Genomic DNA, 20,384 nt, shown 5'->3' with positions numbered 1-20,384 from the left:
CCGTCCCCCGGGGCCACCGCACGAGCGCACCTCCTCCTTGACGCCGTTTCAGGCAACTCGGGGCGGCTACGGACACTTCCGGGCGGCTCCGAACGGTTCCGGTCACGCGGAACTGCCGCCGGGGCGGGGGGCGTTGGGGCGGATATGAGACGGTCGGTCACATCCCCGGTACATACGCACGGTTCGGACACCGACGCGGGCTTCGGCGGACGGACGCGCGCCGCCCTGCCCCGACCGTTCCCGGAGCCGCCACAACCGGGCCGCGGTCAGGGCCAGCAGCGCGAGACCGGCGAGCGGATAGCCCGCGGAGAGCAGCATCTGCAGGCCGTTCTGGTGCAGTTCCTCGTGGTGATGCCAGCGGTGCGGCACCCACCACAGCGCGAACGAGCAGAAGAGCAGCCCCAGTACGCCGCCCGTCACCCACCACCGGCGGGCCGCGGCGCCCGTCCGGTGCAGTGCCTCGGAGCCGAGGAGGACCAGCACCGGTACGCACCACACCCAGTGGTGGGACCAGGAGATCGGGCTGACCAGGAGCGCGGTCATCGCGCAGGCGACGGCCGCCCAGGCGCGCTGTCCGCGCAGCAGCGCCCCGACCGCCAGTGCCAGCCCGAGCGCCCCGGTCAGACCGGCGGCCACGAGCCAGGCGGCGCCCGGGTCGTGGGTGTGCAGCAGCCGGGCGAGGACGCCGCGCAGCGACTGGTTCGCGGTGATCTCCACCTCGCCGACCCGGTCGGTGGCGTACACGATCTCGGTCCAGAAGCGGTGGGAGTCGCGGGGCAGCGCGAGCGCGGAGAGCAGCGCGGTGGCCAGGAAGGTGGCGGTGGCGACGACGGCCTGCCGCAGCCAGGGGTTCCAGGCGGCGCGGACCCCCGTGCCGGAGCGGAGCAGCTGCCCGGCGCGGACGAGACCGGCCAGCGCGAGGAACACCGCGAACAGCGCCGGGGTCAGCTTCAGGCCCGCCGCGAGCCCGATGCCGATGCCCGCGAACCGCCGGCTGTCCTGGCGGGTGAGATCCCACAGCACCAGGACGGCGATCAGCAGATTGATCTGGCCGTAGCGCAGCGTCGTCCAGACCGGCTCGCACCACACCAGCAGCGCGGAGACCGCGAACGTCGCGGCGGGCCGGGGGAGCCGCCGGGGCAGGCCGGTCAGCCGTAGGGAGAGGTGGACGACGCCGACGAGCAGCAGCAGGTTGCCGGCCGTGGCGACGGTGCGCATCGCCGGGACCCCGAGCAGGGTGAGCGGGGTGAACACCAGGGCGGCGAAGGGCGGGTAGGTATTGGGCAGGTGCGCCGAGGTCGCCACCATGTCGTAGAGGGACGCGCCGTTGCGGACGGTGAAGCCCTCGGCGCGGTAGACCATCAGGTCGATCATCGTCGCGTGCAGCAGGCGCTGCACGGTCCAGAAGGCGGCGAAGGAGACCAGACAGCCGAGCGCCGCCGTGAGGGTGGGGTGCCGGCGGACGAGGCCGCCGCCGGGGTGGGCGCCGCCGGCTTCGGTGGACTGCTCCAGCTCCAGCGCGGTCACGGCGCACGCTCCCCAGGACGAATCGGGCACAGGCCGCCGACAGTACCGCGCATCGTGCGGAAACGGTCCTGGTGGAACGAGCCGAAGGGCCTCCGGCAGAACGATTTGGCAGAAGCCGGGGAGGTCCGTGTAATGTAGGCGATGCCGCAGCGGGGAACCGGGCGGAAAACAGAACACGGGGCTATAGCTCAGTTGGTAGAGCGCCTGCATGGCATGCAGGAGGTCAGGAGTTCAATTCTCCTTAGCTCCACAATGAACGGAGCAGGTCGTCCAATACGGGCGGCCTGCTTTGTCGTGCGTACACGGACCGGGTGCCCGGGGGTGCGACCGGTGCCGGTTCCGCCGGGCCGCGCTGATGTCCGGTCAGCGGCGGGTCCGTTATGGCGAGTTGAGCGTTCGCTCCGCGCCCATTCCTGACCAGTCCTTGTCGTTCCTTGGGCTCATCTTGGTGATCGCATGTCCCTGACATGAACAGTTCACCGAAAGAGTGGCGCGCAATCGCGTGGGCGTGACCTCTCACGCATTCACCGCTCGTGCGGTGCCGCACACCGGCCCGCCGCGCAGCGCGGCACCCCGCAGCGCACCGCATCGCCACACAGGGGGTTACATGAGATCAAGCCGCACCAGATCACCGCGCGCCCGCGCCGGTCTCGCCTGGGCAGCGACGCTGCCGCTGGTCGCCGGTGCGCTCGCGCTCGGTGCGCCCGCCGCAGACGCCGCGGGCCACGACGGCGGCCGGCACGCGCTGCGGGGCACCAAGCCGCTGTGGGCCACCCGGCAGGCCGACCAGGGCGCCACCTCCGCCTCCACGGCCGTCACCGCCCGCGTCTACCTGGCCGGCCGCGACGCCAAGGGCCTCGCGGACCACGCGCGTGCCGTGTCCGACCCGCACTCCGCCGCGTACGGGAAATATCTGAGCCCCGCGCAGGTGCGTGCCCGTTATGGCGCGACGCACGACCAGATAGCCAAGGTGACCGGCTGGCTGAAGAAGTCCGGTCTGACGGTCACCGGCACCACCAACCGGTATCTGACGGTCAAGGGCGACGCGGCCGCCGCCGAGCGCGCCTTCGCCACCGACCTGCACAACTACCGCAAAAGCGGGCACACTTACCACGCCCCGTCGACCACCGCCTCCGCTCCCGCCTCCCTGGGCGGCGCGGTGCTGACGGTCACCGGCCTGGACAACGCACCGCGCCTGGCCCGGCACCACTCCGGCGAACTGCCACCGCCGGAAGGCGTCTTCCGCAACTCCGGCCCGTTCTCCTCGTACTACGGCTCCCGGACCGACAAGACGCTGCCGTCCGCCTACGGGCACAAGGCGCCGTACGCGATCAAGGGATACACGGGCAAGCAGCTCCGCGCCGCCTACGGGGCGAAGAAGTGGACCGGCAAGAACGTCACCGTCGCGATCACCGACGCCTACGCCTCGCCGACCATCGCCCGGGACGCGGACACCTACGCCGCCCGTAACGGCGACCCCCGTTACCGCCGCGGTCAGCTCTCCCAGGTCCTTCCCGAGCGCTACACGCACATCAAGGAGTGCGGCGCGGCCGGCTGGTACGGCGAGGAGACCCTCGACGTCGAGGCCGTCCACGCCGTCGCCCCCGACTCCGACATCGTCTACGTCGGCGGCGCCTCCTGCATGGACGACGATCTGCTGGACTCGCTCGGCAAGATCGTCGACGGGCACCTCGCCGACATCGTCTCCAACTCCTGGGGCGACCTCGAGGCGAACGAGACCCCGGACGTGGCCGCCGCCTACGACCAGCTCTTCCAGCAGGGCGCGGTGCAGGGCATCGGCTTCTACTTCTCCTCCGGCGACAACGGTGACGAGGTCGACAACACCGGCACCAAGCAGGTCGACACACCGGCGAACTCCGCCTGGGTGACCGCCGTCGGCGGCACCTCTCTGGCCGTCGGCAAGCACGACGCGTACCGGTGGGAGACCGGCTGGGGCACCCGGAAGGCCGTGCTCTCCAAGGACGGCAACGACTGGACCGGCTTCCCCGGCGCCTTCAACGGCGGGGCCGGCGGCGGCACCAGCAAGACCGTCACGCAGCCCTTCTACCAGCGCGGAGTCGTCCCGGACGGGCTCGCGAAGGCGAACGGCGGCGGCGCGATGCGCACCGTCCCGGACATCGCCGCGGTCGCCGACCCCAACACCGGCTTCCTGGTCGGCCAGACCCAGACCCTGCCGGACGGGAAGCTCGGCTACGACGAGTACCGCATCGGCGGCACCTCACTGGCCGCCCCGGTGATCGCGGGCGTCCAGGCGCTCGCCCAGCAGGCCCGGCACGGCGTCGCCCTCGGCTTCGCCAACCCCGGCATCTACCAGCGCTACGGCACCGCCGCCTACCACGACGTCACCGATCACCCGCTCGGTGCGGGCCGTGACCTGGCGGTCGTCCGCGTCGACTACGTCAACGGCACCGACGCGAGCAAGGGCACCACGACCTCGCTGCGCAGCCTCGGCAAGGACAGCTCGCTGCACGCCGTCGTCGGCTACGACGACGTCACCGGCGTGGGCACGCCGGGCGCCGGCTACGTGAGCTCCTACCGCCCCTGACGCCGGGGCACGGCACCGCCTCCCCGCACCGGCCGTGCCCGGTGGCGCGGCGGTAGGAGGACGGGGTAACAGGGGGCGGGGCCCGGGTTGGGGTAATCCTCAGCGCGGGCCCCGGACGCCCTGCGGTACCCTGACGCCATGCGTGCCGTACGCCTTCTGCTTAGCGGGCCGCGCTGATCAGTACCGACGGATGACAGAACCCGTCGGAATCGGCGCGGCTTCCCCTCCTGTGCGAGGGGTCTTTTTGTTTCCGGCGTGCCGGGATCCGGTGCGTTTCCGCCGGCAGAGACGATCGATGGAGCTTTGAGGACGATGAGCGAGACGACCACCGCTGCCGAGGTCGCAGCGCCGCACCGTTATACGGCCGCGCTGGCCGCCGACATCGAGGCACGCTGGCAGGACGTCTGGGAGGCGAACGGGACCTACGAGGCCCCGAACCCGAAGGGCGACCTGGCCGGCGACGCCGAGCGGGTGGCCCGCCCCAAGAAGTTCATCATGGACATGTTCCCCTACCCGTCCGGCGCCGGCCTGCACGTCGGACACCCCCTGGGCTTCATCGCCACCGACGTCTACGCCCGCCACCAGCGCATGACGGGCCACAACGTCCTGCACACCCTGGGCTTCGACGCCTTCGGCCTGCCCGCCGAGCAGTACGCCGTCCAGACCGGCACCCACCCGCGGGTCTCCACCGAGGCCAACATCGTCAACATGCGGCGCCAGCTGCGCCGCCTGGGCCTGGGCCACGACCGGCGCCGCTCGGTCGAGACGATCGACCCGGCGTACTACAAGTGGACCCAGTGGATCTTCCTGCAGATCTTCAACTCCTGGTACGACCCGGACGCGGACGCCGCCCGCCCGATCGACACCCTGGTCGCGCAGTTCGAGGCCGGCACCCGCCCGACCCCCGACGGCCGGGCCTGGAGCGCGCTGAGCCCCCTGGAGCGGGCCAACATCCTGGGCGAGTACCGCCTCGCGTACGCCTCCGACGCACCGGTCAACTGGTGCCCCGGACTGGGCACGGTGCTGGCCAACGAGGAGGTCACCGCCGACGGCCGCTCCGAGCGCGGCAACTACCCGGTCTTCAAGGCCAAGCTGCGCCAGTGGAACATGCGCATCACCGCCTACGCCGACCGGCTGCTGAACGATCTGGACGCGCTGGACTGGCCGGAGGCCATCAAGCTGCAGCAGCGCAACTGGATCGGCCGCTCCGAGGGCGCCCGGGTCGACTTCCCGGTGGGCGATGACAAGATCACCGTCTTCACCACCCGCCAGGACACCCTGTTCGGCGCGACGTACATGGTGCTGGCCCCCGAGCACCCGCTGGTCGCCGGCGCCGACAACGGCGCGGGCTCCCTGGTCCCGGACGCCTGGCCCGAGGGCACCCACGACGTGTGGACCGGCGGCCACGCCACCCCCGGCGACGCCGTTGCCGCCTACCGCAAGCAGGCCGCCTCCAAGTCGGACGTCGAGCGGCAGGCCGAGGCCAAGGACAAGACCGGTGTCTTCACCGGCGCGTTCGCGACCAACCCGGTCAGCGGCGAGCAGGTCCCGGTCTTCATCGCCGACTACGTCCTGATGGGCTACGGCACCGGCGCGATCATGGCCGTGCCCGCCCACGACAGCCGTGACTTCGCCTTCGCCCGCGCCTTCGAGCTGCCGATGCGCTGTGTCGTCGAGCCGTCCGACGACCGCGGCACCGACCCCTCGACCTGGGACGACGCCTTCGCCTCGTATGACGCGAAGATCGTCAACTCGTCCGGTGCGGACATCTCGCTGGACGGTCTGGGCGTGACCGAGGCCAAGGCGAAGATCACCGAGTGGCTGGCCGGCCAGGGCATCGGCGAGGGCACCGTCAACTTCCGGCTGCGCGACTGGCTGTTCAGCCGACAGCGCTACTGGGGTGAGCCGTTCCCGATCGTCTACGACGAGGACGGTGTGGCGCACGCCCTGCCCGAGTCGATGCTGCCGCTGGAGCTGCCCGAGGTCGAGGACTACTCCCCGCGGACCTTCGACCCGGACGACGCCGACACCCAGCCGGAGACCCCGCTGTCCCGCAACGAGGAATGGGTCCATGTCGACCTGGACCTGGGCGACGGCATCAAGCGCTACCGCCGCGAGACCAACACCATGCCCAACTGGGCCGGTTCGTGCTGGTACGAGATGCGCTACCTGGACCCCCGCAACGGGGACGCGCTGGTCGACCCGGAGATCGAGCAGTACTGGATGGGCCCGCGCGAGGGGCAGCCGGCCGGTGGCGTCGACCTGTACGTGGGCGGCGCCGAGCACGCCGTACTGCACCTGCTGTACGCCCGCTTCTGGTCCAAGGTGCTGCACGACCTGGGACATGTCGCGTCCTCCGAGCCGTTCCACAAGCTGTACAACCAGGGCATGATCCAGGCCTTCGTCTACCGGGACAGCCGCGGCATCGCCGTCCCGGCCGCCGAGGTCGAGGAGCGCGACGGCGGCTACTACCACCAGGGCGAGAAGGTCAGCCGCGTCCTGGGCAAGATGGGCAAGTCCCTGAAGAACGCGGTCACCCCGGATGAGATCTGCGCCGAGTACGGTGCGGACACCCTGCGCCTGTACGAAATGGCAATGGGCCCGCTGGACGTCTCGCGCCCGTGGGACACCCGGGCCGTCGTCGGCCAGTACCGCCTGCTGCAGCGCCTGTGGCGCAATGTCGTCGACGAGGCGACCGGCGAGGTCACCGTCGTCGACAGCGAGCCGGACGAGGCCACCCTGCGCGCCCTGCACAAGGCGGTCGACGGCGTCACCCAGGACATGGCGAACCTGCGCTTCAACACCGCCATCGCCAAGGTGACCGAGCTGAACAACCACCTGACCAAGGCGGGCACCCCCGTTCCGCGCACGGTCGCCGAGCAACTGGTGCTGCTGATCGCCCCGCTGGCGCCGCACATCGCCGAGGAGCTGTGGCGCAAGCTGGGCCACACCGACTCCGTGGTGTACGCGGACTTCCCGGTGGCCGACCCGGCATACGTCGTGGACGAGACCGTGACCTGCGTCGTGCAGATCAAGGGCAAGGTCAAGGCGCGCCTGGAGGTCGCCCCGTCGATCTCCGACGCGGACCTGGAGACGGCGGCGCTGGCCGAGCCGGCCGTGGTCGCGGCGCTGAACGGTGCGGGCATCCGGAAGGTCATCGTCCGGGCGCCGAAGCTGGTGAACATCGTTCCTGCGTGACCACCGGCGGGCGCCCGGACCGGCTCCCGGGCGCCCCGCAGCGGGTCTTCGGCACGCACCCCGCCGGTGTCGCACCGGCCGGTCTGGGGCCACTCCGGTCCCGCACCGCCGGGGCTCCGTGAGCGCCATGGGGGCTTTCCCCTACGGGCAGGTTGGGGGTTCTTCCGGAACCCGCGGCCTGCCCGAGCCGTTTACCGTGGAGGTACAGGGCGCAGGCCGGAAACCGGCGCCGCCGACACGTCTGGGGAGAGCCCATGGAAGCCGCCGTCGCCATCATCGGACTGCTCTTCGTGCTGTTCGTTCTGGCCGGGGTCTTCGTGACGGTCAAGGCGCTCCAGGCGGCCAAACGCGGAGTGGACCGCACGGTCGCCCAGGCGCGCCGCACCGTCGAGGACACCACCCTCCGGGCCCGGCAGGTGGCCCAGCCCGGCGTGGTCGGCGAACTGGCACAGCTGCGGCTCTCCCTGCGCACCTCCATGCGCGCCACCCAGGACGTGCTCCAGGGAGGATCGCCCGACGACGCGTCCCTCGGTGAGGCGATCGGCCTCTTCCAGCGCCTGAGCGCGCACGGCCATGAGCTGGACGACGAGCTCAAGCGGCTCGAACGCGAACCCGACCGGGCCACCATCGCCACCCGTCTCCCGGAGCTCCGCGAGCGCCTGGAGCGGATCACACACTCCGCGGAGTCGCTGCGCTGGGCCGCCCGCGACCGCGCGCGCAAGTTCGCGGAAGACGATCTGGCCTCGCTGAGCGACCAGATCGATGTGGAGGCCGGGGCGCTGCGGCACTGGACCCGCCCCGAGGACGCCGCGGACCCGCTGCGGGACCCCGTACCGGGCCGCCCGGAGGGCGCGGCACCGGGCGAGCCGCAGAACCGCGGGGGAGCGCAGCAGCCGGAGGGACAGACTCCGGCCGGCGCCGCGGGCGGCCCTTCGGATGCCGCCGGCCGCACCTGGGGACCGACGCCCGAGGACCCGCCGGCGATCACCGCCAGGGACCCGCGCACCCAGCCCTCCTACCCGTGGCAGAAGACGCCGCGGACGGAGGACACGAGCAGATGAGCGGATGACTGGGGGAGACGGCCACGACCGGGGAGGCTCTGACCGGGTGAGGCCGCAGGGGCAGGTGGAGGGGTGGGGTGGGGGTGGGGCGGGGCCCCGGGGGAGAGCCGGAAACCTCCTCCTTCTGGGCGCCGAGGATGCGGGCAGCTTCCGCCGGTTTGGAGGAGGCCGACAGCGGGGGCGCGGACGACGACGGCGCGGGGGCGTCGCACAGGCGAGGGCCGCCAGAAGGCCTTGACCTGGTCGCGTGGACCCCGCAGACCGGGGCTCGGCAGTCGCTCCCGGGTACTGGCGATGCCTTGCGCGGGCCTCTTGGCAGAGCCTTGGGTAAACCTGGAGGATCTTGGGGAGGGGCCCGCACTGTGCGGCGTCCGGATCCCCGGATAACCTCCCTGTCATGTCCCGCCATGTCGCGATCGTCACCGATTCCACGGCCTACTTGCCGCGGGCGGCTATCGAGCGTCACCGCATCACGGCCGTACCACTGACCGTCGTCCTGGGGGACCAGGCCCTGGAAGAGGGCACCGAAATCTCCGCGAGATCCCTCGCCCAGGCGCTGCAGAAGCGCCGGCCGGTGACGACCTCCCGGCCCAGCCCCACGACGTTCGCGGAGACCTACCGCAAGGTCGCGGCGACCGGTGCCGCCGGCATCGTCTCGCTCCACCTCTCCTCGGAATTCTCCGGCACCTATGACGCGGCGGTGCTGGCGGCCAAGGACGCTCCGGTGCCCGTACGTGTCGTGGACACCGGGATGGTGGCGATGGCTCTCGGCTTCTGCGCCCTCGCGGCCGGAGAGACGACGGAGGCCGGCGGGGACATGGACGACGCCGTCGCCGCCGCGGAGAAACGCGCCGAGGCCACCTCCGCATACTTCTATGTCGACACCCTCGACTATCTGCGCCGCGGCGGCCGGATCGGTGCGGCGCAGGCGCTGCTCGGCTCCGCGCTCGCTGTCAAACCGCTCCTTCAACTGGCCGGTGGACGGATCGAGCTGCTGGAGAAGGTCCGTACGGCGTCCAAGGCCATTGCGCGGCTCGAGGAGATCGCCGCGGAGCGGGCGGGCGAGGGACAGGTCGATATCGCGGTGCACCATCTTGCCGCGGCGGAGCGCGCGGAGGCCCTGGCGCAGCGGCTCCGGGAGCGGGTACCCGGGCTCAATGAGCTGCATGTGAGCGAGGTGGGCGCGGTGATCGGCGCGCACACGGGGCCGGGGCTGCTGGGGGTTGTGGTTTCGCCGCGCTGAGAGGGGCGGTGGGGTGCCCTGTGGGTGACGGAGTTATCCACAACTGGGGCTCTGTCCACCGGATTTGAGCCCGCTCAGCGAGATCTGCGCGGGGTGCTTAGCGTCGCCGTATGAACTCTTCTCGATCTGTTTCACGGGGATATCCGGACTCGGCGGGGGTATTGGGGCCGGGGGTGATTCCGGCTGCATTTCCGGCTACGGTTTGGCCGCCGGATATGGCTATGGGCACGGCTTCGGCGCCGAGTTGGGCTCGGGTGCCTGGTTGGGGTTCGGGACCGACGTGGGATTCGGGCCCGAATACGGCCCCATCGGGTTTCTCGGGACTTGCGGCTTCCTCCGGCCCCTCGGCGAGTACCACTCCTTCCGTTTCCTCTTCTGCCCCGGGTTCCGCCTCGGGCCTCGCCGCTTCGAGCGAGGCCGCCGCCCCGTCCCGTCGGGCGGACCCACAGGACGAGGAGCGAGAGCGGGTGCGGGCCCGAGTCGCGGCGATCTTTGGCGAGGCGGGGGGCGCGGCCGAGGCCGGTTTGTCGTCTCCTGGGCATGATCCGCCGGGTGGACGCCGTGGGGGCCGGGTGTGGTGTGCCGTGCGTGAACGGCTGCCGCTGTGGGTGCAGTTACGGTGCGGCACCGATCCGAGAGCGCTCGCTGCTCTGGTCCTGGTGCTCGTGGTGGCTGTGGGATTCGCCGTGCAGCACTTCTGGGCGGGCCGTCCCGAGCCGGTACGAGCCCCGGCCGCCGAACGGGCCGGAGAGGCGTCCGGACCCGACTCCCGGGAACCGTCGCCGCCGTCCGCGTCATCGTCCGCGACCGCGGCGGCGCATGGCTCGCCGGGGCATGCGGGGCGACAACTGGTCGTCGATGTCACGGGCAAGGTGCGGCGCCCCGGAATCCAGCGGATGCCGGCGGGATCGAGGGTGATCGATGCCTTGCGGGCCGCGGGTGGTGTGCTGCACGGGGCGAACATCCGCGGGCTCAACCGGGCGCGGTTGCTGACCGACGGCGAACAGATCGTGGTTGGCGCGCCCGGTACGGCCGGCGCCGCTCACGCAGCTGGTGGTGGGGCCGGGGGCGGGGGAGGTGCTGCCGACGTCGGTGCCGGCGGGGCGTCGGGGAGTGGGCCGCCGGGCGCCGGGGGCGGTCCTGGCGGACCGGTCAGCCTCAGCTCGGCGACCGAGCAGCAGCTTGACTCCCTCCCCGGAGTGGGCCCCGTCCTGGCCCGTCACATCGTCGAATTCCGTACCCGGCACGGCGGGTTCACCTCGGTGGACCAACTCCGTCAGGTGACCGGCATCGGAGACCGTCGTTTCGCCGATCTGCGCCCCCTGGTGGTGCCATGACCAGCCACCGCCCCACTGTGCATGCCACGGCGGCGTCACCGCACGGTGCCTCGGACCCGCAGCAGGAGGGCCCGGCCGATCTGCGGCTCGTCGTGCCCGCGCTGGCGGCCTGGGCGGCCGCGGCGATCGGCCTGGGGGTCCCGGGCGGGGGAGTGGCAGCGGTATGTGGCGTGGCAGTGGTGCTGGCGGGCATCGCGTTACGGGTGGCTGCAGTTCGGCGCAGGGCGGAGCGGGAGCCAGAGGTGGAGGAGCGGCCCGGTGCTGCTCCGTGTGCCGACGACGGTCGGCGAGGCGCGGAGCCGTCCCGTCGCCGAGATCTCCGCTTCCGGTCGGCGGGTGCGTTCGTGGCCTTGGCCGGGGTGTTGCTCTGCGCCGCGGCGGGGGCTGCGTCCGCCGCGCTGCACGCCTCTGACCTGCGGCGTGGGCCGCTTCCGGCCCTCGCGGAGCAGTACGCGCGGATCACGGTGGACCTGGAGGTGACCGGTGATCCACGGCTGACCCGGCCCAAGGTGCGGGGCTCTCAACGCACGCCCCCGGCCCTGGTGTTCCCGGCCGATGCCGTCCGCGTCACGGCGCCGGACGGCGAGGTCACCGCTGTCCGCACGCCGGCCCTGGCGGTCGTCCAGCAGCCCGGCGGAGGGGAGAGCGGCGCAGGTGGCTACGGAGACGATCACCGGGCGGACGAGCGGGCCAACGGCCGAGCCGATGGCCGGGCCGCGGCTCATGCGGGCATCGTGCCGGAATGGCGGGGTCTGTTGCCGTCGACGCGGATTCGGGTCGTGGCGCGTGCGGCACCGCCGCTGTCGTCGGGTGATCAGGTGGCCGCCGTGCTGCGCGTCACGGCCGGCGAGCCCCCGGTCAAGGTGCAGGCGCCGGACGCGCTGCAGCGGTTGGCGGGGAGTCTGCGTGCCGGGCTGCGGGAGGCCACCGACGGGCTGCGTCCGGATGCCCGAGCGCTGTTGCCCGGCCTGGTGGTGGGGGACACCTCGCGTGTGCCGCCGGATCTGGACGATGCCTTCCGCGCCACCGATCTGACGCATCTGCTCGCGGTGTCCGGCAGCAATCTGACGATTGTGCTCGCGCTGTTGATCGGGCCGCCGCATCTGGCGGCGCGTGCCGAGCGTCGTGGGCTGGCGCCGCGTGTGGGGCTGTCGCTGCGCGGTACGGCGGTCATCGGCGGCGCGCTCGCCCTCGCCTTCGTCGTGGTGTGCCGCCCGGACCCGAGCGTGCTGCGGGCCGCCGCCTGCGGCCTGATCACCCTGCTCGCGATCGGCACCGGCCGCCGCCGTTCCCTGCTCCCCGCACTCGCCGCCGCGGTCCTGCTGCTGGTTCTCTACGATCCCTGGCTCGCCCGCAGTTACGGCTTTCTGCTCTCCGTCCTGGCCACCGGCGCGCTGCTGCTGCTCGCGCCACGCTGGAGCGCCGCACTTCAGCGGCGTCGGGTGCCGCCCCGCCTCGCCGAGGTGATCGCCGCCGCGGCCGCAGCCCAGGCGGTCTGTGCGCCGGTCGTTGCCGTATTGGCGGCCCGGGTGGGCCTGGTCGCCGTGCCCTGCAATCTGCTGGCCGAACTGGCCGTGGCGCCCGCGACGGTCCTGGGCTTCGCGGCCCTCGCCGCCGCGCCGGTCGTGCCACCGGCCGCCCAGGCGGTGGCGTGGTGCGCGGGCTGGCCCGCCGAGTGGATCGCCGGTGTCGCCCGTACGGGAGCGGCGCTGCCGGGGGCGGAGTTCGCCTGGCCGGGCGGCTGGGCCGGTGGGCTGGCGCTGGCGGCCGCCGTGGTGGTGCTGGTGCCCGTCGGGCGCAGGGTGCTGCGTCGTCCCTGGTTGTGTGTGCTCTGCGCGTTGGCGTTGATCCTCGCGGTGTGCCGCCCCGTCCCCTTCACCCGCGTCCTCACCGGCTGGCCCCCGCCGGGCTGGCGAGCAGTGGTCTGCGACGTCGGGCAGGGCGACGGCCTGGTGCTGGCAGCCGGCGACGGTACGGCACTGGTGGTGGACACCGGGCCCGAGCCGCAGGCCATCGACCGTTGCCTGACCGACCTGGGCGTCCGCCGCATTCCTCTCCTCGTTCTCACGCACTTTCACGCCGACCATGTGGACGGGCTTCCCGGGGCGCTCCGCGGGCGTTCGGTCGGCGCGATCGAGACCACGACCCTGCAAGATCCCCCGGGGCAGGCGCAGTTCGTGCGCAGTACGGCTGCCGCGGCCCGGGTACCGATCGTCCGGGCCACACCGGGGGAGCGCCGCCACCTGGGCCCGCTGACCTGGGAGGTCCTCTGGCCTCCCGCCCCGCCGGACTTTCCCGGCCCCGGCAGCCCCGGCAGCCCTGACATTCCCAGCGACCCCGATGCCCTCGACGGTCCCAACGACGCCAGTGTCACTCTGCTCGTCCGTACGGGAGGGCTCACCATGCTGTTGCTCGGTGACCTCGAACCGCCCGCACAGCGGGGGCTGTTCGCGGCACATCCCGAGCTCGGCGGCGTCGATGTCCTGAAGGTGGCGCACCACGGTTCCGCCTACCAGGACCCGCCGTTGATACACCGGCTGGCGCCGCGCCTGGCGCTGGTCTCCTGCGGTGCGGACAACCCGTACGGGCATCCGGCGCCCCGCACCATCGAGGCGCTCCGTGCCCAGGGCGCCCGGGTGTTGCGTACGGACACCGACGGAGCCATCGCGGTCCTCGGCACCGCGGCCGGGCTCTCCGCCACGGTCACCGGCCACCGGGGCGTGGCATTCCGGGCCGGCAGCCCCAGAATCCGGGCCCCTACGCATCCCGCTGTGCGTGGAGCCGGCATGCGTGCGGCGGGCAACCGCCGCCTCAGAAGCCGTCCTCGCGCTCACGACAACCGTCACCTGACACGTCACCCGAGGAGCCCCCCAAGACACCACCCGGAAAATGACCTGGGACGCCGGCCAGGCCCCCCCGGCGGCACAGCCGGAGCCGTACTCGCTCGCTCTCCGGGAGGCAATCGGCGGGCCCCGCAGAGGGGCCCGCCGGGGACGGAAAAATAGAGGGAAGTCGTCGAATCAGGATCTGTAGACTCCAGATTGTGAGGATGAGTGAAGGCGTCGAATGGGGCCTGCACTGCTGTGTGACGCTGGCCTGGCTCGAAGAAGACGGCCCCGTGTCCACCGCTCGGCTGGCGGCTTCCTTCGAGTTGCCGGCGCCCTACCTGAACAAGCGGCTGCAGGCGCTGGTCCGGGCCGGGATTCTGCGTTCCACGCCCGGAGTGCGGGGTGGTTTCCAGTTGGCACGGCCGCCGGAGCGGATCACCCTCATGGACGTCGTCGCGGCCATCGAGGGCACCGACGACGCCTTCCGGTGTACCGAAATCCGTCGGCGAGGGACCGGCGCGGCGGCGCCCGGCAGGGAGTTCGGGCGACCCTGTGGCATCTCCACGGCGATGCGCAGGGCCGAGCTGGCCTGGCGGCGTGAGCTGGCCGCGCAGACCCTTGCCGAGGTGCTCGCCGGTACGCCCGCCTCGGCGGCGGAACGGACCCGCCGCTGGTTTGCTGCGGAGAGGACGCACGCCTGATGGACACCGCTGGCACTGACGCCTACCTGGACCGGATCGGCGCCCGCCGGCCCGCCTCCCCCGACGCCGAAGCGCTGCGTGCACTGCACCTCAGCCATCTGCGTACCGTCCCGTTCGAGAACCTCTCCATCCACCTCGGCGAGGAGATCGTGCTCGCGGAGCAGCCGCTGCTCGACAAGATCGTCGGTGCTCGGCGCGGCGGCTTCTGTTATGAGCTCAACGGGGCGTTCGCCATGCTGCTGGGCGCGCTCGGTTATGACGTCGAGCTGCTGTCCGCCCGCGTGTTCGGCCCGGACGGGCAGCTCGGGATTCCGTACGACCATCTCGCGCTGCGGGTCCGGACCACCCACGGGCCGTGGCTTGCGGATGTCGGCTTCGGCCGGCACAGCCACTTTCCGCTGCGCTGGGACAGCCGTGCCGAGCAGACCGACCCCGCCGGGGAGTTCCGGATCGAGGAGACGGCGGAGGGTGATCTTGACGTTCTGCGGAACGGCTCGCCGCAGTACCGCCTTGAGCAACGTCCGCGTGCGTACCCGGACTTCGAGGTCGGCTGCTGGTGGAACCGCACCTCACCCAAGTCGCACTTCACCCGGTCCCTGGTGTGCTCGCGGCTGACGGAGACCGGTCGGATCACGCTCTCCGGCCGGACGCTGGTGACCAGCACGTTGGACGGCGGACGCGAGGAGCGCTCGCTGCGGGCGGACGAGGTCCTCGCCGCCTACCGGGAGCACTTCGGGATCGTGCTGGACCGGGAGCCCGTGGTGGGCGGTGCGGGGCCGTCGCAGACCGGGACGGGAGCCCAAGGGCACCGTAGCGAGTTCCGTAGCGGGTAGAGGGAATCCGGAGGGGTCCCAGGCTCGCGCTGCCGTCGTCCCGGAGTGGGAGGCGGGGCGGCCCGTCGTGCGAACGGGAGCCGGGGCCCGTCGTGCGAACGGGAGCCGGGGCCCGTTGTCCGAATGAGCCCGGCGCGCGGGTCAACGCGTTACTCGGCCTCGAGCCAGCCCTCGTACTCCTCCGCGAGGTCGTGCAGCCGCGCCGGGTCGTGGGCGGCGTCCGGGTCCTCGACGACCACCAGCCACTGCGCGTCCTCGGCGTCGTCCTCACCGGCCAGGGCATCCCGTACGAGCTGGGGCTCCTCGGTGACGCCGAAGCGTTCGGTCAGGGCGTCGGCGACCTCTTCCGCCGCATCGCGGTCGGGCAGCACCAGTACATGGCGCACGGGTCGTACCTCGGGGTGGTGGGGGGCCGCATCATTCACCGGGCCATTGTCCGACAGCGGGCGGGTGGTCCGGTCCGGCAGGGGGCGGTGAGCGGGCCGGGCCGGGGTGTCAGTGGCACGTGGGATGCTGGACCGCGATGGCCAGGAAGACAGCTCACGATGACCCGCTCGCCCCCGTCACGATCGCGGTGGGCCAGGAAGACCTGCTGCTGGACCGCGCGGTGCAGCAGGTGGTGGCGGCTGCCCGGGCGGCGGACGCGGACACCGATGTGCGCGACCTCACCCCCGATCAGCTGCAGCCCGGCACCCTCGCCGAGCTGACCAGCCCCTCGCTCTTCGCCGAGCGCAAGGTCGTGATCGTGCGCTCCGCCCAGGATCTGTCCGCCGACACGATCAAGGACGTCAAGGCGTATCTCGGCTCGCCCGCCGAGGAGATCATGCTGGTGCTGCTGCATGCCGGCGGCGCCAAGGGGAAGGGCCTGCTGGACGCCGCCCGTAAGGCCGGGGCGCGGGAAGTGGCCTGCCCCAAGATGACCAAGCCGGCCGACCGGCTGGCGTTCGTACGGGGCGAGTTCCGTGCGACGGGGCGTTCGGCGACGCCCGAGGCCTGCCAGTCGCTGGTCGATGCGATCGGCAGCGATCTGCGTGAGCTGGCATCGGCCTGTGCGCAGTTGACCGCCGACGTCGAGGGCACGATCGACGAGGCCGTCGTCGCGCGCTACTACACGGGCCGGGCCGAGGCATCGAGCTTCACCGTCGCCGACCGAGCCGTCGAGGGCCGGGCCGCCGAGGCGCTGGAGGCGCTGCGCTGGGCGATCGCCACCGGTGTCGCCCCCGTCATGATCACCAGCGCGCTGGCCCAAGGCGTCCGCGCCATCGGCAAGCTGGCCTCCGCCCCCCGCGGCGCCCGTCCCGGCGACCTCGCCCGCGACCTCGGTATGCCGCCCTGGAAGATCGACCGGGTACGGCAGCAGATGCGCGGCTGGTCGGCGGACGGTGTGGCGACGGCGCTGCGCGCGGTGGCGGCGGCCGACGCGGGGGTGAAGGGCGGCGGGGACGATCCCGAGTACGCCTTGGAGAAGGCCGTCGTGACGATCGCCAGGGCGGCCCGGTCGCGGTGAGGGCGGGAGCCGGGCGGCTCGGTTGTGGTGAGTCGGTAGCCGGGCAACGGCCATCTGCCCGGCCGCGGCTGAGGCAGCGGCGAAACCGCGTCCGGCGCCTCGACGAACCGGCTGTGCCCGGGGGCTCGGGCGGCGGGTCCGCGCAGCCGCAGTGGGCCCGCCGGTGACGCACTACCGCACCCGCGACGCACCCACCCCACCCGCCACGCACCCACCGAACGCACGCCCCTCACCGGGACCGTGAGTTCTGCAGCCGCTTGAGCGTCTCCGTGGCGCTGTTCTTCAGCATCGTCGCGATCTCGTCCGTGGTCGGTGGCTTGGTGGAGCCGCGGCTCGACGCATAGCTCGACCAGGTCGACTGGTACGTCATCCAGCCGTCCCGGACACCGAGGAGCACATACGAGGAGCCGGAGTTCGTGCTGCCGTCGTCCTTCCGGGTCACCAGAAAAGCCTCGTCGCCGAGGCCCGGAACCGCCTCGACGCGGTAGCCGACGGAGGAGTCCTGCTTCTCGTACGAGCGGTAGCTGTCGGCGAATTCGGGACCGGGGTCGGTCTTCTTGTGCAGCGTGGCCGTGTTGGAGAGCCAGGTGGAGGAGTACGCGGTCATCGAGGTGTCCGCGCACAGATCACTGGTGTAGCCGTAGCCCGCGAGATCGGGGGTGGGATCGGAGGAGAAACCGCCGGTCGCGAACAGCACGGATCCCCACCAACCCAAAAGCCCCGCCTCACTCCCGGGGAAGGAGGAAAAGCGGGGCTTTCGGTATCAAGCTGTTGTGGCTTCGTCGGCGGTGGTGGCCGCCGGGTGAGCCGGATGCGCCGCACCCGCGTGGCGAACGCAGGCCGCGTGCGGCGCGGTGGTGCACCGGCCAGGAGCGGAGAGAGGGGCCGCTGAATCCCTGTCGGCAGGGTTACTGCTCTGGTATTGCGGTGGATCGAAGATCGGGCCCGGACGGGCCGAGGACCTTCCTCCGGGGGAAGGTCAGCCCTTGAGGGACGCGACCTTCTTCGCCAGCGCCGACTTCTTGTTGGCGGCGGCGTTCTTGTGGATGACACCCTTGCTGACGGCCTTGTCGAGCTTCTTGGCGGCCTCGGCCTGGGCGGTGGCGGCCTTCTGCAGGTCACCGGCCTCCACGGCCTCGCGGGTGCGACGGATCGCGGTCTTCAGAGTGGACTTGACAGCCTTGTTGCGCTGACGAGCCTTCTCGTTCGTCTTGATCCGCTTCATCTGGGACTTGATGTTCGCCACGAAAAGAGCCTTTTCAGGTTCGTTGGAGTTTCGAGTTGCACCTCGTACGAGAGAGGGCACGAAGCGCAGTGGACCAGGCTACCAGCACGGTCCACGGCCTCCCAAACCGGACCGGACCACCGCCCGAGCACGCCGGACCGGTGCCGAACCACCACCGGGCCTCGCGTAAACCGCCCGCCGGAGCCGCCCCCACAGGCCCCCAAAGCCCCCCGAAGCCCCGAACGACCCCCCGATCCCGCCCCCGCCCCCGCCCAAACCGGACCGAGCCCCTCGCTCATGGGACGATGGGGGTGACGTCACACAACCGAGTCCCGCCTACCCGCGTTCACTGAATGGACCCTGCGTGCCCGCGACCCCTACGAACGTGCCGGAGCCGAGCCGTACCGATCCGGCCCTCCTCCGTAACTTCTGCATCATCGCGCACATCGACCACGGCAAGTCGACGCTCGCCGACCGGATGCTCCAGATCACCGGTGTCGTCGACCAGCGGCAGATGCGCGCGCAGTACCTCGACCGCATGGACATCGAGCGCGAGCGCGGCATCACGATCAAGTCCCAGGCGGTCCGGCTGCCCTGGAGCCCCTCCGAGGGCGAGGAGGACAGTGGCACCACCCACATCCTCAACATGATCGACACCCCGGGCCACGTCGACTTCACCTACGAGGTCTCCCGCTCGCTCGCCGCGTGTGAGGGCTGCATCCTGCTCGTCGACGCCGCCCAGGGCATCGAGGCCCAGACCCTCGCCAACCTGTACCTGGCGATGGAGCACGACCTCACGATCATCCCCGTCCTCAACAAGATCGACCTGCCGGCCGCGCAGCCCGAGAAGTTCGCCGCCGAGCTGGCCAATCTGGTCGGCTGCGAGCCGGAGGACGTGCTGCGGGTCTCCGCCAAGACCGGCGTCGGCGTGGCCGAGCTGCTGGACAAGGTCGTCCGCGAGGTGCCGGCCCCGGTCGGCGTCAAGGACGCCCCCGCCCGCGCGATGATCTTCGACTCCGTCTACGACGCCTACCGCGGTGTCGTGACCTACGTGAAGGTCGTCGACGGCACGCTCAGCAAGCGCGAGCGCATCAGGATGATGTCGACCGGCGCCGCGCACGAGCTGCTGGAGATCGGCACGAACTCCCCGGAGATGAAGGCCGCCGACGGGCTGTCCGTCGGGGAGGTCGGCTATCTGATCACCGGTGTGAAGGATGTCCGGCAGTCCAAGGTGGGTGACACGATCACCCAGCTCAACAAGGGAGCCGAGGAGCCGCTCGGCGGCTACAAGGACCCCAAGCCGATGGTGTTCTCGGGGCTGTATCCGCTGGACGGTTCCGACTACCCCGAACTGCGCGACGCCCTCGACAAGCTCCAGCTCAACGACGCCGCGCTGGTCTACGAACCGGAGACCTCCGCGGCCCTGGGCTTCGGCTTCCGCGTCGGCTTCCTGGGCCTGCTGCACCTGGAGGTCATCCGCGAGCGCCTGGAGCGCGAGTTCGGTCTCGACCTGATCGCCACCGCGCCCAACGTGGTCTACCGCGTGGACATGGAGGACGGCGCCGAGCACGAGGTCACCAACCCGAGCGAGTTCCCGACGGGCAAGATCGACAAGGTGCACGAGCCGGTCGTGCGGGCCACGATCCTGGCGCCCAGCGAGTTCATCGGCGCGATCATGGAGCTGTGCCAGAACCGCCGCGGCAACCTCCTCGGCATGGACTACCTCTCCGAGGACCGCGTCGAGATCCGCTACACGCTGCCGCTCGCCGAGGTCGTCTTCGACTTCTTCGACCAGCTCAAGTCCAAGACGCGCGGCTATGCCTCGCTGGACTACGAGCCCACCGGCGAGCAGGTCGCCGACCTGGTCAAGGTCGACATCCTGCTGCACGGCGACAAGGTCGACGCGTTCTCCGCGATCTGCCACAAGGACAAGGCGTACGCGTACGGCGTGCGGCTGGTCGCCAAGCTGCGGGAGCTGATCCCGCGGCAGAGCTTCGAGGTGCCGATCCAGGCGGCCATCGGCAGCCGGGTCATCGCCCGTGAGACGGTCCGCGCCATCCGCAAGGACGTCCTCGCCAAGTGCTACGGCGGTGACATCTCCCGTAAGCGGAAGCTGCTGGAGAAGCAGAAGGAAGGCAAGAAGCGGATGAAGATGGTCGGCAGCGTGGAGGTCCCGCAGGAGGCCTTCATCGCGGTGCTGTCCTCGGACTCCGACGGCGACGCGAAGGCGAAGAAGTAGCGCGGAGCCGGTAACGGCGGCGGGGGGGGGCCCCGCCCCCCGGGGGGGGGGGGGCCCCCCCGGGTTTTGCCGGCCGGCACCGGGGGGGGCGACCCGCGCGGCCGCCCGGGCCGGGGGGC

14 protein-coding genes and 1 tRNA gene are annotated in these 20,384 nt (G+C 71.7%); 11 read left to right on the top strand and 4 right to left on the bottom strand.

Annotated features, from left to right (window positions below; translation table 11 throughout):
- Positions 1-102: 102 nt before the first annotated feature.
- Positions 103-1,527 (bottom strand): glycosyltransferase 87 family protein, encoded by a 1,425-nt coding sequence (locus ACFW5B_RS26390; RefSeq protein ID WP_386444395.1) that lies wholly within the window; start codon positions 1,525-1,527, stop codon positions 103-105.
- Between the two features lie 177 nt (positions 1,528-1,704).
- Between ACFW5B_RS26390 and ACFW5B_RS26385 the strand changes: the two genes are divergently transcribed.
- From ACFW5B_RS26385 to ACFW5B_RS26345, 9 genes are all read left to right on the top strand, one after another.
- Positions 1,705-1,777, top strand: a tRNA-Ala gene (locus ACFW5B_RS26385).
- Between the two features lie 357 nt (positions 1,778-2,134).
- Positions 2,135-4,093, top strand: a complete 1,959-nt coding sequence (locus ACFW5B_RS26380; RefSeq protein WP_386444392.1) for a protease pro-enzyme activation domain-containing protein — start codon at positions 2,135-2,137, stop codon at positions 4,091-4,093.
- 312 nt (positions 4,094-4,405) lie between these two features.
- Positions 4,406-7,291 carry a leucine--tRNA ligase gene (locus ACFW5B_RS26375; protein WP_386444389.1) on the top strand — a complete coding sequence of 962 codons (2,886 nt, stop codon included), beginning with the start codon at positions 4,406-4,408 and terminating at the stop codon, positions 7,289-7,291.
- 254 nt (positions 7,292-7,545) lie between these two features.
- A complete protein-coding gene (locus ACFW5B_RS26370; protein WP_386444386.1) occupies positions 7,546-8,352 on the top strand; it encodes a hypothetical protein in 807 nt (268 codons plus the stop codon).
- Positions 8,353-8,749: 397 nt separating this feature from the next.
- Entirely contained in the window at positions 8,750-9,595 is an 846-nt protein-coding gene (locus ACFW5B_RS26365; RefSeq protein ID WP_386444383.1) for a DegV family protein, read from the top strand.
- Positions 9,596-10,179: 584 nt separating this feature from the next.
- Positions 10,180-10,932, top strand: coding sequence for a helix-hairpin-helix domain-containing protein (locus ACFW5B_RS26360; protein ID WP_386444380.1), 753 nt, complete (start codon positions 10,180-10,182; stop codon positions 10,930-10,932).
- Positions 10,929-13,937: a ComEC/Rec2 family competence protein gene (locus ACFW5B_RS26355; protein WP_386444377.1), complete on the top strand. Its 3,009-nt coding sequence runs from the start codon at positions 10,929-10,931 to the stop codon at positions 13,935-13,937. Before ACFW5B_RS26360 ends, ACFW5B_RS26355 begins: the two co-directional genes overlap by 4 nt.
- 44 nt (positions 13,938-13,981) lie before the next feature.
- Complete coding sequence (locus ACFW5B_RS26350; protein WP_386444510.1) at positions 13,982-14,461, top strand: RrF2 family transcriptional regulator; 480 nt, start codon at positions 13,982-13,984, stop codon at positions 14,459-14,461.
- A complete protein-coding gene (locus ACFW5B_RS26345; protein ID WP_386444374.1) occupies positions 14,461-15,294 on the top strand; it encodes an arylamine N-acetyltransferase in 834 nt (277 codons plus the stop codon). The genes ACFW5B_RS26350 and ACFW5B_RS26345 overlap by 1 nt, the downstream gene beginning before the upstream one ends.
- A gap of 149 nt (positions 15,295-15,443) precedes the next feature.
- On the opposite strand, the gene ACFW5B_RS26340 is transcribed toward ACFW5B_RS26345, so the two are convergent.
- Entirely contained in the window at positions 15,444-15,719 is a 276-nt protein-coding gene (locus ACFW5B_RS26340; protein ID WP_386444371.1) for a hypothetical protein, read from the bottom strand.
- 98 nt (positions 15,720-15,817) lie between these two features.
- Between ACFW5B_RS26340 and holA the strand changes: the two genes are divergently transcribed.
- Positions 15,818-16,801, top strand: a complete 984-nt coding sequence (gene holA / locus ACFW5B_RS26335; protein WP_386444368.1) for a DNA polymerase III subunit delta — start codon at positions 15,818-15,820, stop codon at positions 16,799-16,801.
- Between the two features lie 229 nt (positions 16,802-17,030).
- On the opposite strand, the gene ACFW5B_RS26330 is transcribed toward holA, so the two are convergent.
- Together ACFW5B_RS26330 and rpsT are read right to left on the bottom strand one after the other, a co-directional pair.
- Positions 17,031-17,498: a hypothetical protein gene (locus ACFW5B_RS26330; RefSeq protein WP_386444365.1), complete on the bottom strand. Its 468-nt coding sequence runs from the start codon at positions 17,496-17,498 to the stop codon at positions 17,031-17,033.
- Positions 17,499-17,780: 282 nt separating this feature from the next.
- A complete protein-coding gene (gene rpsT / locus ACFW5B_RS26325; protein WP_085925657.1) occupies positions 17,781-18,047 on the bottom strand; it encodes a 30S ribosomal protein S20 in 267 nt (88 codons plus the stop codon).
- A 343-nt stretch (positions 18,048-18,390) separates the two neighbouring features.
- Between rpsT and lepA the strand changes: the two genes are divergently transcribed.
- Positions 18,391-20,265, top strand: coding sequence for a translation elongation factor 4 (lepA, locus tag ACFW5B_RS26320; RefSeq protein ID WP_386444362.1), 1,875 nt, complete (start codon positions 18,391-18,393; stop codon positions 20,263-20,265).
- Positions 20,266-20,384: the final 119 nt, after the last annotated feature.

The organism is Streptomyces sp. NPDC058773 (assembly GCF_042746015.1).
GTDB lineage: Bacteria > Actinomycetota > Actinomycetes > Streptomycetales > Streptomycetaceae > Streptomyces.
Note: the sequence above shows the minus strand (reverse complement) of the source record. Positions and strands in the feature narration are given on the sequence as shown.

Bases quoted from the DNA above. Each gene is read 5' to 3' on its own strand.
- ACFW5B_RS26380 (WP_386444392.1), top strand. From the start codon at position 2,135: ATGAGATCAAGCCGCACCAGATCACCGCGCGCCCGCGCCGGTCTCGCC.
- ACFW5B_RS26375 (WP_386444389.1), top strand. From the start codon at position 4,406: ATGAGCGAGACGACCACCGCTGCCGAGGTCGCAGCGCCGCACCGTTAT.
- ACFW5B_RS26370 (WP_386444386.1), top strand. From the start codon at position 7,546: ATGGAAGCCGCCGTCGCCATCATCGGACTGCTCTTCGTGCTGTTCGTT.
- ACFW5B_RS26365 (WP_386444383.1), top strand. From the start codon at position 8,750: ATGTCCCGCCATGTCGCGATCGTCACCGATTCCACGGCCTACTTGCCG.
- ACFW5B_RS26355 (WP_386444377.1), top strand. From the start codon at position 10,929: ATGACCAGCCACCGCCCCACTGTGCATGCCACGGCGGCGTCACCGCAC.
- ACFW5B_RS26350 (WP_386444510.1), top strand. From the start codon at position 13,982: ATGAGTGAAGGCGTCGAATGGGGCCTGCACTGCTGTGTGACGCTGGCC.
- ACFW5B_RS26345 (WP_386444374.1), top strand. From the start codon at position 14,461: ATGGACACCGCTGGCACTGACGCCTACCTGGACCGGATCGGCGCCCGC.
- holA (WP_386444368.1), top strand. From the start codon at position 15,818: ATGGCCAGGAAGACAGCTCACGATGACCCGCTCGCCCCCGTCACGATC.